The sequence below is a fragment of the Anaeromassilibacillus sp. SJQ-5 genome (genome assembly GCF_054108045.1).
Genome location: NZ_JBPJWQ010000001.1, coordinates 1,045,086 through 1,061,453 on the forward strand (window position 1 = coordinate 1,045,086; position 16,368 = coordinate 1,061,453).

A 16,368-nucleotide genomic window follows, 5' to 3' on the forward strand; every position below is an offset into this window, starting at 1 on the left:
GGATAGGTTTCTCTAATAAGCAGAGCTTGTAATTTCAAAGCTAAAATTCATATCTGCATTTATGGTGGCTTCTTCATTTGTGGCTGGTTGTATCACAAACTCAAATGTAGGTTCATAGTCCCCGTCCTGCAAGGTTTCTCCACCCAAAATCTCGATATGATACCAGCCATTTGCAAGCTCAATCATCGGCTTCTTATGCACTCTATAGTAAGAAATCAGATCTTTCACCTTTTCAGGCGTAAACTGTTCCAATATTGGCCATGTAAAAAGCATCAGCATATTATGATCTACTTTGAGGGAATAGCCACTTTTTCTAAGCTGCAATCGGTTTCTTTCTTTGCACAGCTCCGGTCTATCACCAGAGAGATTGAACAATATGGTATAGGGATAGTTTTCAATACCGGTCATTGGGATTACAATTCCTTCGGCAAATACCCTGTCGCCGCTTTCGTTTGTGGTAAACTCCATCGCTAAATCATCTTTCAGATGATTTGCCTGCTTCCAGTCCTCCAGCAACAAAATGTCACCAAGGAGAAAATAATTAACAAGATCGTTTAATACTTCCGTAAACCTATATATCATCCATTATGCCTCCCTTACAATCCTGTCCGTTGCCAGCCGTCCAGCCGCTCCTGCACCGCGTCAATCATCCAACCCTCGCCCACGCGCTTCATGAGAAAGCGGCGGTCAAAGCTGGTATTTTTCTCTCTGGTGTAGATGTAGAGCTTGTTCTTAGTGATCTGCTCCGCGTCAAGGAATTCTTCCCCGTTGTAGGTGCCCTGGGCGCTGTATGAGAGGGCCAGAGGCCGATAGCCCAGACGGGGCTTTTCGCTCACATACTTCTCCCAGATCGCCAGCAGGCGGGGCACAGCCTCGGCATCTTCAAACCCAACCTGCTCCATGTACTGCTCCCATTCTGTCATTTCGGCAAAGAAAGCGGACAACACACTGCGGCATTCCGACGCTGCCTGCTCATCCAGCTGGACGGGCTTTTTGGCCTTTTCTCGCTGGAGCTGGGAGAAGTGTTCCATTTGCTCCTTGGTGAACTGCACATGGGCCACCGGCTTGATGTAGTTATTGCCGGCGACAGCCAGCAAGCCCTCATAAGTGACAGCAGTATGGTCGATCCAGATGTGGGAGAGCTTGGGGATGGAAGCCGCCTGAAGCAGTCCGGCATCATCCAGACCAGTATGGTCAAGGGCCAGCAGGTCCAGCTTACAGTTTTGCAGGGCGGACAGGCCGCTTCCGTCGATCCCGGCGTTCCCAGTCAGCAGCAGGATCCGCAGCTTGGGCATAGCGGAAAAAACGGGGAAACAGGCGTCTGTGAGTGAGCCGTTCTCCACACCGAAGTTGACCATGCTTTTATGTGCGGTAAACGGGATGAGCATTTCATCCGTTACCGGATAGCCTTTCACATGAAATCCCACCAGGGTGTAACCAGCCAGCTGCTCCATGATCTCTGCGGTCAGCTCCGGAATAGCAAATTTCTTTTCTCCATCTAAGGTTAGGACACCGTTTTCCCAATCCACTGTTCGTGCTCGTTTTGGCCATTCCATAGTTTACCTCCTTACTCCTGTGCTCTATCTGTTACCATTCTCCACCCGGATGTCTGCACCCGGATAACAGGACGGAAAAAGTCATAGTCATTGTGAATCTCATTATCTTCCCGAACCTCCGGTTTACAGTGAGGGGAACAGGGTAAATATCCAAGCAAAGGAACCATGCCTCCGCAGATATTGCAGCCTCCGTCGCCGCCGCAGGTGGTCAATGTTTTCCCGTCTACCAGCTCCCGCTTATACGGGTCGTAGGCAATAGACAGGCCAAAGAAGTTAGCCTGCTCCATGTCGTATGGCTTGCCCTGATCTTCCTCGCTTTCAAAGTGGTGCAGATGCATGGAGTAATCCAGTCCATCTCCCCAGGGGAACAGGGTGCGGCATCCGCCTCCGCACAGATAGGCCCACTCATCCGGAGTGGGAAGGTTGGCTGCCAGCTCCCACAACAGAGACCGCTGAAACTCCGGGTAGGTCATTGGATGGCACAGCCACGCTCGCCAGCTATCACCATTGCGTTCAAAGCGGACAGTTTCGTGTATTTCAAAGCTCTGGCTGTCCTGACCCGCCCACTTCTGCAAGTTCTCCAGCCAGTCGGGGTGGGCAGTGATGCGAGGGTCGCTTATGGAAACGCTTTCCCAGCCAATCTCCTCCAGTTTTCTGCCCACAAACATGGGGCCGATGGTCACCTGGCGTACTGGGGTCATGCCTTGCCGGAGAAATTCCTCCGCAGTGCCCTCATATTCGATTTCCGCAAAAATATCCGCCAGTTCCTCTTGATTGGTTTTGTCCATTCCTAGGACAAAGCTCTCCCAGCCAAGAATCACGGTATCGCCTGGGACAAAGACAAACTCCCGGCCACCTTTTTCAAACAGGCCGGTGGTGCAGCTTTGTCCCCAGCGTGAAAAGGCGTATAGTTCCTTGAATGTCAAACGATAACGAGTCGCCAGCGTCTGCATCAGCCAGAGCTTATCGGACAGTTTCAATTTATCAAATTGTGGGCGAAATAAATTCTCGTTCATAACAAGACCTCTTTCAAATTGCTCCGGCAGACTGTGATTCCTTTTCCACAAGGCGAACCGCCTCCGTCAACAGCTTGGGAAGCTGATTCCTTTCCGCCGTTTCATACTGCTGGACTGGATGCGTCCAATCAAAATTTTGAATGATAGAAATGATGTATCTGTCCTGATACCAGCCCATATCAAGCAGAAAACAGTTCGGATATTCCACTTGCAGCATATCTTCTTTTTGCGTGATATCCAAAAAGATAATCTCTCCAGTGCCAAAATCCATTTTTGACCAGACTTGCACGGTAAAATTCCTCCTCACGATTCTCCGAAGTGCTCCAGGTACAACTTCCGTACGGAATAGGGACCAACAAGGGTCGTTTCCTTCCGGCCATCCCAGGAATACACATGAATTTCGCCTTCATCCCCAATGTACCGCTGTTCCTCAAAGGGGGCGGGAAAGGGGAAGCTTTCTACGATGCTCCAGTCAATCTTGGGCTTCAGCTCATCAAACTCCTCGCGCTTGAGCCTTTTAAAATTGAATATCAAGGCCGCTCCAATTCCATCGAAAAGCAAATCTGTGTATTCCCTGGGGGTGATATTCTCACTCACGTTGGCGGCTTTGATGTCCACATTTAGAACCTTGTCGCCGCAGTTTGTCCATATTTTATTCGGAGAGAACCAGGTAGTCCGATCCTTGCCGCCTGCAAAATCCTCGCGGAAATAGCTTCTGTTTGCGCTGTCCATCTCGACCCCTTCCCGAAGCAAGCCGTTGTATGAGGAAAGCGGAAAATATCGGTGTTTTGCCGGGTCAAACTGATCAAACGAAATGTCCAACAGATACCCATGCTTCTCACTGCGCATAAGCTTGTGTGGCTTCACAATGTTTTCTTCGATGAAACTCCAAATGTACTCGTCCACATGAATAGATACACGAGGGCGACTGAATAATGTGATTTTGTAATGATCCTCTCTGTCTATTCTCTCCGTATTGAACCAAATACGATGAATTTTAACCATAGTTATCCCCTCTCATGATTTCTGCCAACAACACTTTTGTTTTCACCTAAAAAAGTAGTTCACCGAAAAACAGTCTGAGAGTCACGGCAGATAATGATTCAAGCTGTGGATTGCTGAGAGAAGTGTAGTGAAGAACGATTTCTCCATACAACTCCGTGTTGATGTGGTGTTCTTCCAGATACCGCAGAACCTTTCGGTTGTTCCGCACGATATTTAGACGAAACCTGGTATTATCAAGGGCATATTCAATACAGTCCGGGTCAATCAACTGACCATTGGCTGGATCATTCATTTCCAAGCGGAGTGCTTCCGCACCGGTCTTGCGGGAGAGTGTAAAGTAACCTTCCTCCCATTCAAAGAACAGGCAGGACAGCCCTTCCTCATTGTCCAGCTCCCAAGTCATTCTTTTTGCAAATAATTCCATCATTTTACCTCAGACTGAGTTCCAGTCGCACAACATTTCATTCTGCGTGACCCGGCGCAGTTCGTCCCGTACCTCCATTAGAGCAAAGCCCAGCAGGTTTTGCCCTCGCCACTTCATCGGGTCCTGCGCCTCTAGGGAGTTGGCTGAAAGCCGAATCCCCCAGATGTTATCGTAGGGACTGGCCTCCACCAGCACACTATCTCCGGTGGAGAGGAGAAATTCCCGCAGGTCGCGGTTCTGGCTGAATTTGCACCAGTTGCCATTCAATACAATGGCGTATTTGAACTTGTCCCATACCTTCTGGTCAAAACCCCGCACTTTGCGGCCCAGGGCCTTGATCTGTTTCGGGTCGCTGCATTTCAAAATTTGCTCCCGAATCTCCTGATCGTCGAACAGTTCCGCCTTGCCTGCCATCATATACTGCTCCATACAAAGATAGGTATTGGCAACGGACCAGAAATCCTCCATCCACCACTGGCTGAGGCAGCTTTTTGTCAGTTGACCGTCCTCGGCAGGCTGATGACCCCAGAACAGACACAGCTCTCGCTTTCTCCCAGCGGTAAACTCCTGCTGGAGCCACTGACGGGTGTACTTAGGGCTTCCTTCCGGCTGCCACGCATTCACCCAGAAGTCCCCATGTTCCAGCACTTCGCTGCTATCTTCGTCATCCCACCAGCCCTTCCAGGTCACCGGCTCGGGAAAGAGGGTGCGGTATTCCGTCCGCTCATCCGGGGAGAGAGTGTCCAGCCAATCGCCAAATCGGTATATGTAATCCTCCCCATAGCCCATGCGCCAGCCAATAGAGTATCGTTCGATCTCACGGTGGGTCAGCCAAGGGGGAGGCATTATTTTCTTATCTTGTAGTGCCATATCATTTTCCCTCGTCTCACAGCAATTAAGTTCTTGTTTTCCTACCATATAATCAAACTTCCGTCTGTTGGTAAGATAGGAGTTCCGTTTTCATTTTCCAGATTCGTTTCATGCGATGCAAATCTTCCATTCCAGCCGAGCACGATATGCCCATCCTTGTAAATATCAATGATCCGGCTGAAAAATAGAGGGAACTGATGAAACCTTTCAAAGAAGTATTGTTCAACCAGCAAATATTGCGCCATTCGGCACAACTGAAGATCTATGCTGTCAGGAAAGCCACAATCACGCAGGAATCTTTTTTCCACCGAGTTTAGATCGGGGCCATTTGCCTTCGATGCTCTTTTTTCATAAGTGCGCCAACTGGCCTCCACACATGGCATGAATTCATTCTGGTAAAACTTCCACCCAGCCGTTTGCAGAATAAAGGTATCTGCACGACAAATGCCTTCTTTGAACAAATTCGTAAGGCAGACGGTTCCTGAGCAGTTCTTTGTATGCAGCAGTAGTTTTTCTGCTCGTTTTGGGTCCTTTTCCTGAATATACGGGTAATACGATGGTTTATCATACGGAACTCCACAACAGGAAAACCAGGGCGTTTCATCGAAAGAACGAAGTGTTTCGTTCATTCCTTCCGTAAATACAATCTTTTTCTTGAAAAGCATTTGTGTTGCATCACCTCATAGCAAGTCTACCTTGATACTGCACCGTTCCAGAACCGGCAGCACTTGTTCCGGCTTGGAGGACATGAGGGTAATATGTTTGAGATTGGGGAACTGGCGCAGTTCCGCTTCAGTAATGGTGTTAAGATCAAAGGCTCCATCCTCGCCATCCCAGAACGGACAGAGCTGGGTATAAATCTCGCTGCCTCCATCCATCTCGATTTCTGTGACCTCCAGAGCCAGCCGCTTCGGGACAGGGTATTTCTCCAGCCACTTCCGAATCTCTGGGATGGGTTCATATCCTTCCGCGTCAATGTCGATCTTGCGTCGGCTATACTCTCTGGCAAACTCATGGACATCCAGTTTAGGAGCCAGTAAGCCTTTTTCGTACATCAGGACTTCCATGACCGCCAGCTTGAAGTTGAAGGTATCAAAGTGCAGCACTGGTTCCGTCAGCTTGGATAACTTGTATTTCTGTGCTTTCGCCGCCTTATTCTCTGGCTCTTTCCAGCTGATCTGTACCATAGCGGAGAGTGCCTCCAGCTTGGCTTTCTGCGCTGACTGATCCTCTGGAACAGGACCCGGCAAGCGGGTATAAACAGTAAAGCCGCCTAATTTGAGGGTATGGGCAAATCCGGCGAAATCCTTCCAGCTGGCCTCTCGGTAGTCCTTGGACCCGATCCAAACCGCTCCGTCAAATGTCTGCCGGACCGCATAATCTCCCTGTGCCGCTACCCGGACACCAAGGGTTTTGATGGTCTGCTCATCTTCGTCCAACCAGCCCTGTAGTCCAAGCTCGTCCCATAAAGCAAGTGCCTGGGTATAGGGACTCTCCTGGCCTGTAATGGGGCTTTTCCGTGTTCCATTTTGCAGGACAATGCGGGCGGACCCCAGCTTTTCTGCCAGCTGCGACATGGTAAACGGCGGCGTAAATACCGACCCCAGAATGGTCAGGCTATCTTTTTTGAGAATGATTATTCGCTCCGTGGCCTTGGGTGGTAGAAAGATGGGCAGATTCGGGTACACTTCTTTGTACTCTCGCCATTCCAGCTTTTGGGGCTTGTTTGCCGTCCGAAGGAAACCCCAGAAGTCGATAGGGTAATGAAACACTGGTCCAACCATATGCCGCCGGGTGACGATGACCACCGTGCCATCGGTGAGTATTCCAATGTGCTGCATTTTCTCCCCGACGAACATTCCCGGGCGGATACGCAGCACTTCACGGGTGTTCATGTTGATGAGCTGGGCAAAGTCATCGGAGAGGATTTCGCCATTTCCCTGCACCAGCAGCCAGTCCCCGGTAAACCAGCGAAGTTTCAGCCCCTCGCCCATTCCAGGCAGGGGGGCAATTCGGCACCGCCCGGTGTCCATGTCCAGTTCCAGCAGGCATTCTTCCATCCGCCCCTTGCCACTGACTGCGTGGATCATGGTAATGCGGCCTGTGCCGGGAACGGGAACGGCCTCGGAGAGATGGTCGTATCCATCCAGAGAGAAAGTGTGTTTTGTTACCTTGCCGTTTTCCCAGCGGTAAATCTGTCCCTTGTACCACTCGTTGGAAAAGTAGACCCGACCCAGCCCGTCTGTCGTAATGCCGCAATGGTATTTGGTGCTCCATCCATCTTCCGGCAGAGTCCAGTTTTTCACATCCTGGCAGGTGCCCCGGTCAGTCAGTTCAATCCGTGTAGCGTTGGTGGGATCACCCACCCAGAGCGAATGGTCAGCCCAGCACAGAGTCTGGGGTGGACCGTCATATCCAATGGGGGACGGTTCGGCCCAGTTGAGCGTGGCGGGATTCTTGCTCAGTAATGCTCGGCCAATAGTCCCGCTGCCAGCGGCCCTCGATGCAGCATATAGTTCATGTTCCGGGGAATAGGTAAGGCACCCAAGGTGCGGCAAGCTGTGGGAGCGGATTACTTGCGGCGGACGGTGGCGCAGATCGGCCACACAGCCGCTTTTCCATTCTTCTGCATCCTGGTTTTTCCATTTGCCCGCCGCAAAATCACCCGCCAGAGAATTGAAGAAATAATCGTACTCATCCTGAAGTATGTATTCCTCGCAGGGCATCACCTTCCCAGGGTCCTGCTCCTTGGCATGGTCGCCCCATTTCCGTCCTTGCTGTTTCATCAGGTGACAATATTGCCCCTGCTTTTTGCAGTAGTGTTCCCATTCGCTGCGTTCTTCCTCTGGGATCAAGGCAAACAGATACTCGTCCTCATCGTCCAGGTTATACAGTGCCCAGCCGAAGGCAGAAAGTTCCTGTCCCAACGCTGCCGCCCCTTTTTCATGGGATAGTTTCATATACTGAACGCCAACGGCATCAAAGCGTTCATCCAGCAGCGCCGGGACCTGTGCGCCCCATTTTTCTCGAAGTTCCGTCAGAGTGTCCTGTACGGCTCCGTCAAATTTCAGAATGTCCAGCGCATCAGATATGATTTGTGCCCAGTCTGGCATAAAAGTACCCCCTCTTTTTGAAAATTTCAAAGTTTATTATCCAGCGCTTCAACAGTTTTCATAGCAACGGAATCAATCGTGCATTTTTTTAGTTCTCGCTCAATCAAAGCAAAAATATCTGAAAAGCACTCAATCTCATCCTGATACTCATATTTTGCGTATAGTTTTCCAAATTCCGAGGTCCAAACCTGTGCTGGGTAGTAGTAGCCAATTTGTCCAATCGGCTGACACTGTTCACCGGCAATCTGTTCAATTTCATCGAGTTCTGCTCCAGACATATTTTGGAAATAGGTATCCTCCAAATGGTCTTTGATTCCGTTAATAAGGTATGGAAACAGACCGAACTCAAAATCTGCGGCACGCTTCATTCCACCAGAAAAGTACCACTGACAGCATAACCCAAAGTATTTGTGGTAAAAACGCTGGGTGCTTTTCATCATTGGAACGCCTCGCTCGGCGTAGTATTGCGATGCAATGGAAATATCAACTTTTCGACCTTCATACCAGCCAGCATATATCATCAGCTGTTTGACTTTGTTTTTGAGGTCGCCAGACAGCGAAATTTTTTCTTTTATCATAATGTGTCTCCCTTTGCAATAGTTATAGCGACAGCCATGTGGTCAAAGCACTGATTTCCTCCCGCAGCAGCGGGGACTTGCCAGCGTTGGCAAAGACTTTTTGGACACCGCCATAGCGCCGCTCGGAGCGGTCTACCAGCTGGAGCGCGGCTGCCTCCAAATTGGGAATCGCCATCACAGCATCTGCCAGCGACTGGGCGGAGAGCTGATCCGCAATCAGAGAGGCGGCAAAGTAGCGCAAATGGCTGTGAGAGAGAGCGGACAAATCACTGAGTTTATGTAGCTCATAGAGTTTCAGAGCATAAAGGGACGGAAGTCCATCCAGAGCCGGTAGTTCCTGCACAGCTGGGAGTGACTGGAGATAGAGTTTTTGAAGCCGGGTCGCCGGAGTCAGGAAAGGGGCAAGATCTTCTGTTTTTCGCATTTCCTCCAAGTGGAGATATGTAATGCTGGAGAGAAGCGGGGTGATGTCGCCATTCTTTTCCCCGCGCAGGTGGAGAACACGCAGGCCAGGGAGAGAAACATTGTGCCAGAAAACAGGGGCCGACAGCCATATGGACAGTGTATGAAGCTGCTTTAGCTCGGAGAGAACTTCTACACCCTCACATTTTTCCATTAGGGTCAGTTCCTCCAGATTGGGATAATCTCGCAGGAAGGACAGATTCACCTTCCGCTCTCCCGTCACAGACAGACACCGTACCGCATCTGGTTTTAGTCCATTTAGATCAATCTTTTCTCCGCCGCGCCAGAAAACAGCGGTACAGTATGCCTGTTCCATTTTACTTCTCTCCTTATTCTTCTGTGTTAGTCAAACTTGGTATCCGGTCTTTGGAAATATACAACATGGTCTACATCTTCCATGTAGTCCAGCATTTCATCTGTACTATGTTGAATCTTGTATTCCAGTTCGTTCTCTGTCAGAGGAATCACCTGATAAAAACCGACCCAACTTCCATCTGAAAGCTTGCATACAGCAGCACCCTCCGGCGCATCCTGTACGCCTAAAAGAACACACCCTGCCAGCAATGTATTATCTGCGTATGGCGTTCCGTTTTGAACAGAATGCCCATAGCCCAGCCAAGTGCTTTCTATGATTGGAAACCTTGCTAAATAGCGAAGCAGTTCTATCGGCCAATTTTCTTGGCTTTCCTTGCTTTCCGGGTTCCAGTCAGGCGGTAGGCACATCATCAGTTCTATCCGGGAGGGAAGGCCATCCTCTTGGTATTCACTTGGGATTTTCATCGAAAACGCACCCATACCCGTGGTTACCAAAGTATAATAGTTGTGTCCCTCATGGGGCGAAATGATGGAAACATCCACATGAATATCTTCGCTGAAAAATTCATGAACCACTGTTGTGGCTTTTCCAAAATATTTTTCGATATGCTTGTCCAATTGTTCAAGTTCATCAGGACTATATAATGCTGGATTCTCCAAATACTTTCCAATAATCATTGATCACACCTTATTTCTTTTCTCAGCTTACATCATCAACACCAGTAATCATCAAATTTTCACTAAAACAGTCCTGTTGTACTCATGCCAGTTCCGCATCCAGAATTTGCACCTTTTTTCCTTTATCATTCACATAGTAAAGTGCAATGTAGTCAATGCCGTCCCGTTTGACCTGCTCCCAGGACATCCGCTCACCGTTAACCAGTTCCACGGTATCAGCCTCGTCTACCTCGAAGTCCTCTTTTTCATCCTCATAGTCGATATTGTAGCCCAGTTCCAGCACTAACTTGGAGGCTGGGATCTCATATCGCTGGAGGGGGCGGTGCGCCAGTTGGGCTGGATCGTGTTCATCGCAGAACATATTATCATAGCCATGCTGCCCACCGTCGAAGATGATGAACTCCTCGCCGCTCTCTGGGTCGCGGGCTGCCACCAGTCCGGGAGCCTCGCCGCTATCTATGATATAGGATTGGGACTCTCCTTTTACTGTGAGCAAATCTCCGTAATACCACACTTCCAGCAGTTCATTTCCGGTAGCAGAGCAGAGGGTCACGGTGGGCAGGCGCTTTTGTTTCCGTTCTTTGACATGGCCCTCCAGCCAGGTAGGGATTTGGGGAAAGGAAGCCCGTTTCTTCTTTTTTCGCGGCGATGCCTGCGCATCGTTCCACGGCTCCATATCCAGAATGATGATCCATCCGCTATAATCGCTGTACTTCATTGTGGTGTTCGCCCGGATATAATCCTCACCCCAGAGGGCCACATCCGCCTTACTATACCAGGTAGTCTGCGTTACACCATCCTCATTGGTAACATCGCAGCAAAGGCAATCTTCTGCTTTCCCGTTTCTCAACGCTATCATACGAAGAATTTCGGTATCTTCTGGGGTAACTTCACGAAAGTTCAATTTTAATGCCATAGGGGAGCCTCCCTGTATCAAAAGGTGTCGTAGCCAACCTTCGGGCTTGGCACGAACTGCTCGTCAAAGGACACATTGAGATAGAGTTCCCCAGCCGGAGAGTCCCCAGTATCGTAGCAGAGGGAAAATGTCCCGCAGCAGCCGGACTTGTCTATCGTGATGTCGGTCAGGGGCAGACCGGGGATGTCCTCATCATCTGGAAATTCTTTCTGCAAGATCTCATGGGCCTGTCGATCCAGCTCATCCAGTTCCTGAATCAACCGCTCCCAGAAGGGAAAGGCCAGAACCTCTTCCTCGGTATAATCACCGCAGTTGATATAAAGTTCCTTACCTGCCCGGTGAGCCGTAAAGTAGACCCCACAGCTCATTACCTCCCAGTTGTCCGCATTCCATAAAGATAAGAGTTGTTCCTTTGTCATTTGTGTTCTCTCCTTATTCCTCAAACTCGCCCTCAATCATTCCATTAAGATATTTTCCGGGATCAGCAATGAAGTCGTCCCATTTGGCCAGAGGGTGGAATTCCTCATGCTCTATATCCAAGTACCACAGTTTCTTGTCCCTGGGGCTCCACAGCAACAGATAGTCGCTGTAGTTATCCATCTGAACCATGAGGGAAAGCAGCTTCTTCCGCTTCCAGGTCATTTCCTGCACATCCATGAAGGAGTAAAACTCCATCCATTTTACCCATTTCTGCTCTGGGAATTCCAGCCGCAGGGGGCCGGTTTTCAGGTACTTCATCAGTTTGACTGGTAACTTGTATGGCATGAGCTGCCGGGTCTTTTCCTGCTCGTTGTGCCAGTCTTCCGGTTCCAGAGCCTTTAGGTAGTCGGCCAGCTCCTGATCTTTATTCTGCACCGCCACGGTGTAAGGCCGGTCGCCGTATTTGTCAGCAATGGTGATGTCAGCTCCTTGCTCAATGAGCCAGCGCACCATGGGGAGATTTTTGTGTCGGACAGCTTCGGTGACAGCGGTGGAAGCGTTCGGAAACACCATGTCCGGCTTGTGATAATTGATGTCTGCTCCTTTTTCCAGAAGCAGTCGGGCGAGTTTGGTATTGCCATCGGACACAGCGGCCCGGAATGCCTCGCCGCCAAACTTGTCCACTGTGATTCCGGCTTGCTCCAACACCTGGATATTCTCCGGGCGCTTGCCCCAGCGCACTTCCTGGAAGGCCCGCTCTTTCTGCTTCGGGCTGAGTTTTGCGGCCTGTCCAGCAAAGAGCGCCACCACCTCCGGTCCACAACAGCGGGCGGCGGTGAGCAGAAGGGGCTGTTCCTCTGCCAGACCGGGATCAGCTCCATGCTCCAGCAGGAAGTGAATCATGGGCACATCATTCCGAAAAACCGCGATCTCCAGCGGTGTGAGTTTGATATACTCGCTGAGCTGAATGGGAGCATTCAGCTCCAACCCACCTTGAAGCATTGCTTCCAGCTTGGGAGTGTCATGGTCACAGATGGCAGCAGCCGTTTCCGGAAGGGTCTCCCAGCGGCCAATATATGCAATTTGGTACATAAGGCACCTACTTTCGTTGTTGTTTCAATTCTTATTTATCTCCGAACCGCTCAGCAGCGTCTTTGTAAACAGTAATACTTTCTTCCACTCTCACTTTTTCGCTGCGAATACGGAAGTAGTCCCTTAGAACGCGCTTCAGTTCCGGGTTTTCCACCTTACGGGGCAGCAGACTGATGAACATTTCGTCGTAGCTTCCATACAGAACACCGCCTCGGTTGTAGGTCTGCCATGTCACCGTAGGCTTACGTCCTTCCGGGTCTTTAGCCAGATCAAAGAGCCACCGCTCATCCAGTTCCACATACCGTTCAAACATGAACCTTGTGTCATAGGTTCCATAGCTGTAATAACCCCAGAAAATCAGAGCGATCATTCCATCCGGGCCCAGGCGTTCAAAGGTCCAGTCTTCCGGATAACAGCGGTAATGGAGCATTCCCAGTGCATGGAACAAATAGCCTTTTTGCGGCGTATCCAGAAGGGGCGAATAGGTCTCATACACCTGCTCCTTGGGCTGGGTGATGATCGCCTTCATAAAGACCGGCATCAGCCAGCTGCCGCCGTAGCGTTCATTCAGCTCATCAGCCAATGCTTGCAGCCGCTCATCCGGGTTGCGGATCAGGGAGGCGGTCAGTACCACAGCGGGAATTTTCTCTTTTTCTTTGGGTGTGGCATCCCAAATACGAAGCCCGTCCGTAATCCACCAGGAGGTACAATCATCATCAGAATAAACTGGGGCGCGTTTCAGCTGGGCGATCCGCTGGATGTTTTCCGCCAGAAAGCGATAGACCTCCAGCATTTTGGGTGAGGCTTTCCCCAACATCAAATGGAAACAGAAGTTCAGTTGTTCTATATCCAGTGGCTTTGTGTCCCCCTCGTCCAGCAGCTGGGAGAGAGTCTTCAGAATAACTGGCGCGATCTGCTCCGATACACAGTCGGAGCAGGCATCTGACATGATATTGCTGCCCATCCATTTGCCCTTGACCAGTTTGGCCCACAATGGGGCAGCAGGGGCATACTCCAGCTGCGCCAAAGCCTTCTGAGCTGCCGTTTTGCACTTGCCATTTTCTGTATTCACAAGCTGGAGAAGCAGTTCGCCGTTTGCTTCATTCTTGCCCAGCTCCAAGATGGCTTGTTCTCGCTTTACGCCCTTAGGGGGCAGTTGTTCTAACCTCATCATCTATATTTACACCCATTCCTTTTTTTCTGATTATCTTATATATCAATTACTCTTTGTTTTTGTATGCTTTGTAACCGCCAATGCACACAATATCAAATAACAATGGTACTGCTGCGTATCCTGCATTTGCTTTCCCGTTTGATGTTAAGACATAAATTGCGCCTGCGAATGTAAGAATCGTCAGAATAACGGAAAGTATTAGTAATAGCTTTTTCACATCACGTTCCTCCTATCCCACAATGGTGGTTTCCTTGACGGCCAGATTGTCGTAATCCATGGCGATCAGCTTCTCGGCGGCCTCCGAGGTACACATGAACCAGGTGCTCATTCCCCAAGAGTCCATCCTTGTGACTGTGAAAAAGTCAGTTTCAGTAGTAATCGGTTCTCTTGCGTCAATATAGTGGTCAGAATAGAGGTACACCAGATCCACTTCGCAATCTGGCAGCCATTTAGCTCGGCGCACACGTGGTTTGCCGTTTTTTAGCGTCTTTTCTCTGGGGTTCTCAAACCATGTCAGTTCCTTGACCTTCAGACCGGTGAAGGTATCTATGAGCCGCTGGGCAATCTGACGGTGAGTAAACACCCCACAGTTCTGGGAACCCATCAGCCAAGTCATAATAAAATCGCCCACCTTGCTGCCAGGAGCAGGCGGTCCGTAGACACTCTCATCCGCCCACATGACCTCTATCTTTTCACATTGATCTGGCCGAGGACAGGACTGCTTGTTGCCATATCGGTACATGATATTTACATAGCCATAGTCTTCGCCGGTTCGGTCATGACCGACGGCTTCAACTTTATAAGCGGTTACTGACATTGTATCTCAACCTCCTCAGCCAGCTCAAATTCATTGAGGGTTAATCCTCGTCCATTAGCTGCTCCTGTACCTCTTTGGGCAGGTCATTCCATAAAATATCATATGTAAACTCCCGAATCTCCGGATAACACTCCCGTGCAGTTTGTTCCGCAATCTCTTTATCCAAATAGTGCATCTCCTGATGGAAAAACCAGTTGAGCTTTTCCATCAGCCGGTAGAGACGGAGCTGTTGTTCTTGAGTCATGGGGTACCTCCTCGGATTAGCAAAGGATAGAATAGCTGTACTTACGCCAGCTCTGCGTCTAGGATCTGAATCTGCTTTCCTTTCTCGTTCACATAGTAAAGGGCGATATAGTCAATACCATCCCGCTTGACCTGATCCCAGGGCATACGCTCGCCGTTGATCAGTTCTACGGTATCCGCTTCATCCGGTTCGAAGTCCTCTTTTTCGTCCTCGTAGTCTACGCTGTACCCCAGCTCCAGCACCAGCTTGGAGGCGGGAATCTCATACCTCTTGAGGGGACGATTCTTCAGTTCGGATGGATCACGTTCATCGCAGAACATATTGTCATAGCCATGCCGTCCACCATCAAAGATGACAAACTCCTCGCCGCTCTCTGGGTCGCGAGCTGCCACCAGTCCGGGGGCTTCATCGCTATCTACAATATAGAATTGGGGCTCTCCTTTCACCGTGAGCAAATCTCCGTAATACCAAACCTCCAGCAGTTCATTGCCAGTGGTAGAAGAGAGTGTCACGGTGGGCAGGCGTTTCTGCGCCCACTCTTTCACATGGCCGGTGAGCCAGGTGGGATATTTTTCACTCATCGTTCGTCCTCCTTACAGCACCCAGGCCATGATGCTGGTTACAATAAGCACAATCCCCAGTAGAAAGAAGATCACCCGCCGAGAACCACGACCATAGCGGTGAGAGTCCGGTTTGCCGGTGGGGGCGCAGAGCCAGTTCCAGTTCATGATCGCCCCGATCAGCAGGACAACACCAATAATCAGGGTTACCCAGTTCCAATGTTCCTGTAAAAAAGCCGTGATTTGCTCGCTGTTCATTTAGGTTTCCTCCTCTCCTTATCCCTGTATATCAGCAGATATAGGGCCTTTTTTTAGCGTGGCTTCTACAATAACTACATGGCCCCAGAACATATCGTCGTCTTCATACCAAGCGGTAAAACGCCCGCCCGGAGAAACAGAAAACTCAGTTAAAATAATACGATTTCCAAACTCATCTTCAGTGATGGGGTCTTTTTCAGGATTCCGATCTGTTTGATCATTATCCGCCAGCCACTCGTTGGCCAGACTGGTAAGCTTTTTGGCGGCAAAACCCCGCAAGGCTTTATTCCATGTCTCCTGATCATCTATCAGTTTCTTCATCACATTTCTGACACGGGTCCAGGAGGCTTTATTTTCAATGTCAACATCCAGAGAAATCTGGACTTCTTTTCCCATCCACCGGCAGGTTCCATTGAAAAAACTCATTTCCCGATCCAGCGTCAAAGTCCCCAGCACCTCATCTTCAATAACAATGGGCTTTATGTACTCCGCCCAGATATCTTCCAGAGCCGGGCAGGGAACATCCTCCTCCAGCACTTCGGTAACATACCACTGGGGTTCGCTGAATGCAGTACCTTTCCAACCTCGAACCTTGATACGATAGACCTTTCCTTTAGCAAATCGATTGGAATACTCACCGGCTTCTCTTTCTTTATCTGTTAATGGCCAGTTCAGGTAACAGCGGTCAGAGATCACTTGACCGGTCTGCGCATCTGCCATAGCAAGGGCACAGGTATGAGCTGACCAGAAGTTATCCAGAAATGTTTTATCCGCACTGGTACCGCTTTGGATCAGCACCAATTTTTCCTCATCATCTGAGTTATAAAGGGCAATAAAGTCCTTAACTGTTCTCTTTTTCATAATGTTCCA

Annotated in this window: 22 protein-coding genes; all 22 read right to left on the reverse strand. The window is 49.8% G+C overall.

Annotation, left to right across the window (positions count from 1 at the left end):
- Positions 1 to 12: 12 nt before the first annotated feature.
- The gene (locus ACSAMM_RS04260) at positions 13 to 582 is read right to left on the reverse strand and encodes a hypothetical protein (protein ID WP_457789995.1); all 570 of its coding nucleotides are present in this window, start codon (positions 580 to 582) and stop codon (positions 13 to 15) included.
- A gap of 14 nt (positions 583 to 596) precedes the next feature.
- Complete coding sequence (locus ACSAMM_RS04265) at positions 597 to 1,556, reverse strand: NTF2 fold immunity protein (protein WP_457789996.1); 960 nt, start codon at positions 1,554 to 1,556, stop codon at positions 597 to 599.
- Positions 1,557 to 1,567: 11 nt separating this feature from the next.
- On the reverse strand, positions 1,568 to 2,572 hold the full coding sequence (locus ACSAMM_RS04270) for a hypothetical protein (protein ID WP_457789997.1): 1,005 nt from the start codon (positions 2,570 to 2,572) through the stop codon (positions 1,568 to 1,570).
- Positions 2,573 to 2,585: 13 nt separating this feature from the next.
- Entirely contained in the window at positions 2,586 to 2,861 is a 276-nt protein-coding gene (locus ACSAMM_RS04275; RefSeq protein ID WP_457789999.1) for a hypothetical protein, read from the reverse strand.
- A gap of 14 nt (positions 2,862 to 2,875) precedes the next feature.
- Positions 2,876 to 3,577 carry a hypothetical protein gene (locus tag ACSAMM_RS04280; protein ID WP_457790001.1) on the reverse strand — a complete coding sequence of 234 codons (702 nt, stop codon included), beginning with the start codon at positions 3,575 to 3,577 and terminating at the stop codon, positions 2,876 to 2,878.
- Between the two features lie 46 nt (positions 3,578 to 3,623).
- A complete protein-coding gene (locus ACSAMM_RS04285; RefSeq protein ID WP_457790003.1) occupies positions 3,624 to 4,001 on the reverse strand; it encodes a hypothetical protein in 378 nt (125 codons plus the stop codon).
- Positions 4,002 to 4,010: 9 nt separating this feature from the next.
- Positions 4,011 to 4,871, reverse strand: a complete 861-nt coding sequence (locus ACSAMM_RS04290) for an NADAR family protein (protein WP_457790005.1) — start codon at positions 4,869 to 4,871, stop codon at positions 4,011 to 4,013.
- Positions 4,872 to 4,912: 41 nt separating this feature from the next.
- A complete protein-coding gene (locus ACSAMM_RS04295; RefSeq protein ID WP_457790007.1) occupies positions 4,913 to 5,536 on the reverse strand; it encodes a hypothetical protein in 624 nt (207 codons plus the stop codon).
- Between the two features lie 15 nt (positions 5,537 to 5,551).
- Positions 5,552 to 7,984 (reverse strand): DUF6892 domain-containing protein, encoded by a 2,433-nt coding sequence (locus tag ACSAMM_RS04300; RefSeq protein WP_457790009.1) that lies wholly within the window; start codon positions 7,982 to 7,984, stop codon positions 5,552 to 5,554.
- 26 nt (positions 7,985 to 8,010) lie between these two features.
- Positions 8,011 to 8,562, reverse strand: a complete 552-nt coding sequence (locus tag ACSAMM_RS04305; RefSeq protein WP_457790011.1) for an SUKH-3 domain-containing protein — start codon at positions 8,560 to 8,562, stop codon at positions 8,011 to 8,013.
- A 22-nt stretch (positions 8,563 to 8,584) separates the two neighbouring features.
- The gene (locus ACSAMM_RS04310) at positions 8,585 to 9,340 is read right to left on the reverse strand and encodes a hypothetical protein (protein ID WP_457790013.1); all 756 of its coding nucleotides are present in this window, start codon (positions 9,338 to 9,340) and stop codon (positions 8,585 to 8,587) included.
- A gap of 26 nt (positions 9,341 to 9,366) precedes the next feature.
- A complete protein-coding gene (locus tag ACSAMM_RS04315) occupies positions 9,367 to 10,017 on the reverse strand; it encodes a suppressor of fused domain protein (RefSeq protein ID WP_457790015.1) in 651 nt (216 codons plus the stop codon).
- Between the two features lie 82 nt (positions 10,018 to 10,099).
- Positions 10,100 to 10,933, reverse strand: coding sequence for a hypothetical protein (locus ACSAMM_RS04320; RefSeq protein WP_457790017.1), 834 nt, complete (start codon positions 10,931 to 10,933; stop codon positions 10,100 to 10,102).
- Positions 10,934 to 10,950: 17 nt separating this feature from the next.
- On the reverse strand, positions 10,951 to 11,301 hold the full coding sequence (locus ACSAMM_RS04325) for a hypothetical protein (protein WP_457790019.1): 351 nt from the start codon (positions 11,299 to 11,301) through the stop codon (positions 10,951 to 10,953).
- A gap of 64 nt (positions 11,302 to 11,365) precedes the next feature.
- Positions 11,366 to 12,445 carry an ankyrin repeat domain-containing protein gene (locus ACSAMM_RS04330; RefSeq protein ID WP_457790020.1) on the reverse strand — a complete coding sequence of 360 codons (1,080 nt, stop codon included), beginning with the start codon at positions 12,443 to 12,445 and terminating at the stop codon, positions 11,366 to 11,368.
- A 31-nt stretch (positions 12,446 to 12,476) separates the two neighbouring features.
- Complete coding sequence (locus ACSAMM_RS04335) at positions 12,477 to 13,619, reverse strand: hypothetical protein (RefSeq protein ID WP_457790022.1); 1,143 nt, start codon at positions 13,617 to 13,619, stop codon at positions 12,477 to 12,479.
- A gap of 46 nt (positions 13,620 to 13,665) precedes the next feature.
- Positions 13,666 to 13,836 (reverse strand): hypothetical protein, encoded by a 171-nt coding sequence (locus tag ACSAMM_RS04340; RefSeq protein WP_457790024.1) that lies wholly within the window; start codon positions 13,834 to 13,836, stop codon positions 13,666 to 13,668.
- A 12-nt stretch (positions 13,837 to 13,848) separates the two neighbouring features.
- The gene (locus ACSAMM_RS04345) at positions 13,849 to 14,436 is read right to left on the reverse strand and encodes a hypothetical protein (RefSeq protein WP_457790025.1); all 588 of its coding nucleotides are present in this window, start codon (positions 14,434 to 14,436) and stop codon (positions 13,849 to 13,851) included.
- A 40-nt stretch (positions 14,437 to 14,476) separates the two neighbouring features.
- Entirely contained in the window at positions 14,477 to 14,680 is a 204-nt protein-coding gene (locus tag ACSAMM_RS04350; protein ID WP_457790027.1) for a hypothetical protein, read from the reverse strand.
- Positions 14,681 to 14,721: 41 nt separating this feature from the next.
- Positions 14,722 to 15,261, reverse strand: coding sequence for a hypothetical protein (locus ACSAMM_RS04355; protein WP_457790029.1), 540 nt, complete (start codon positions 15,259 to 15,261; stop codon positions 14,722 to 14,724).
- Between the two features lie 12 nt (positions 15,262 to 15,273).
- The gene (locus tag ACSAMM_RS04360) at positions 15,274 to 15,498 is read right to left on the reverse strand and encodes an Imm17 family immunity protein (protein ID WP_457790031.1); all 225 of its coding nucleotides are present in this window, start codon (positions 15,496 to 15,498) and stop codon (positions 15,274 to 15,276) included.
- A gap of 18 nt (positions 15,499 to 15,516) precedes the next feature.
- Complete coding sequence (locus ACSAMM_RS04365; RefSeq protein ID WP_457790033.1) at positions 15,517 to 16,359, reverse strand: DUF2262 domain-containing protein; 843 nt, start codon at positions 16,357 to 16,359, stop codon at positions 15,517 to 15,519.
- Positions 16,360 to 16,368: the final 9 nt, after the last annotated feature.

What these genes read in the sequence shown, in the direction of transcription:
- ACSAMM_RS04260 (WP_457789995.1), bottom strand. Translation starts at nt 582, where the DNA reads ATGATATATAGGTTTACGGAAGTATTAAACGATCTTGTTAATTATTTT.
- ACSAMM_RS04265 (WP_457789996.1), bottom strand. Translation starts at nt 1,556, where the DNA reads ATGGAATGGCCAAAACGAGCACGAACAGTGGATTGGGAAAACGGTGTC.
- ACSAMM_RS04270 (WP_457789997.1), bottom strand. Translation starts at nt 2,572, where the DNA reads ATGAACGAGAATTTATTTCGCCCACAATTTGATAAATTGAAACTGTCC.
- ACSAMM_RS04280 (WP_457790001.1), bottom strand. Translation starts at nt 3,577, where the DNA reads ATGGTTAAAATTCATCGTATTTGGTTCAATACGGAGAGAATAGACAGA.
- ACSAMM_RS04285 (WP_457790003.1), bottom strand. Translation starts at nt 4,001, where the DNA reads ATGGAATTATTTGCAAAAAGAATGACTTGGGAGCTGGACAATGAGGAA.
- ACSAMM_RS04290 (WP_457790005.1), bottom strand. Translation starts at nt 4,871, where the DNA reads ATGGCACTACAAGATAAGAAAATAATGCCTCCCCCTTGGCTGACCCAC.
- ACSAMM_RS04295 (WP_457790007.1), bottom strand. Translation starts at nt 5,536, where the DNA reads ATGCTTTTCAAGAAAAAGATTGTATTTACGGAAGGAATGAACGAAACA.
- ACSAMM_RS04300 (WP_457790009.1), bottom strand. Translation starts at nt 7,984, where the DNA reads ATGCCAGACTGGGCACAAATCATATCTGATGCGCTGGACATTCTGAAA.
- ACSAMM_RS04305 (WP_457790011.1), bottom strand. Translation starts at nt 8,562, where the DNA reads ATGATAAAAGAAAAAATTTCGCTGTCTGGCGACCTCAAAAACAAAGTC.
- ACSAMM_RS04310 (WP_457790013.1), bottom strand. Translation starts at nt 9,340, where the DNA reads ATGGAACAGGCATACTGTACCGCTGTTTTCTGGCGCGGCGGAGAAAAG.
- ACSAMM_RS04315 (WP_457790015.1), bottom strand. Translation starts at nt 10,017, where the DNA reads ATGATTATTGGAAAGTATTTGGAGAATCCAGCATTATATAGTCCTGAT.
- ACSAMM_RS04320 (WP_457790017.1), bottom strand. Translation starts at nt 10,933, where the DNA reads ATGGCATTAAAATTGAACTTTCGTGAAGTTACCCCAGAAGATACCGAA.
- ACSAMM_RS04325 (WP_457790019.1), bottom strand. Translation starts at nt 11,301, where the DNA reads ATGAGCTGTGGGGTCTACTTTACGGCTCACCGGGCAGGTAAGGAACTT.
- ACSAMM_RS04330 (WP_457790020.1), bottom strand. Translation starts at nt 12,445, where the DNA reads ATGTACCAAATTGCATATATTGGCCGCTGGGAGACCCTTCCGGAAACG.
- ACSAMM_RS04335 (WP_457790022.1), bottom strand. Translation starts at nt 13,619, where the DNA reads ATGATGAGGTTAGAACAACTGCCCCCTAAGGGCGTAAAGCGAGAACAA.
- ACSAMM_RS04345 (WP_457790025.1), bottom strand. Translation starts at nt 14,436, where the DNA reads ATGTCAGTAACCGCTTATAAAGTTGAAGCCGTCGGTCATGACCGAACC.
- ACSAMM_RS04350 (WP_457790027.1), bottom strand. Translation starts at nt 14,680, where the DNA reads ATGACTCAAGAACAACAGCTCCGTCTCTACCGGCTGATGGAAAAGCTC.
- ACSAMM_RS04355 (WP_457790029.1), bottom strand. Translation starts at nt 15,261, where the DNA reads ATGAGTGAAAAATATCCCACCTGGCTCACCGGCCATGTGAAAGAGTGG.
- ACSAMM_RS04360 (WP_457790031.1), bottom strand. Translation starts at nt 15,498, where the DNA reads ATGAACAGCGAGCAAATCACGGCTTTTTTACAGGAACATTGGAACTGG.
- ACSAMM_RS04365 (WP_457790033.1), bottom strand. Translation starts at nt 16,359, where the DNA reads ATGAAAAAGAGAACAGTTAAGGACTTTATTGCCCTTTATAACTCAGAT.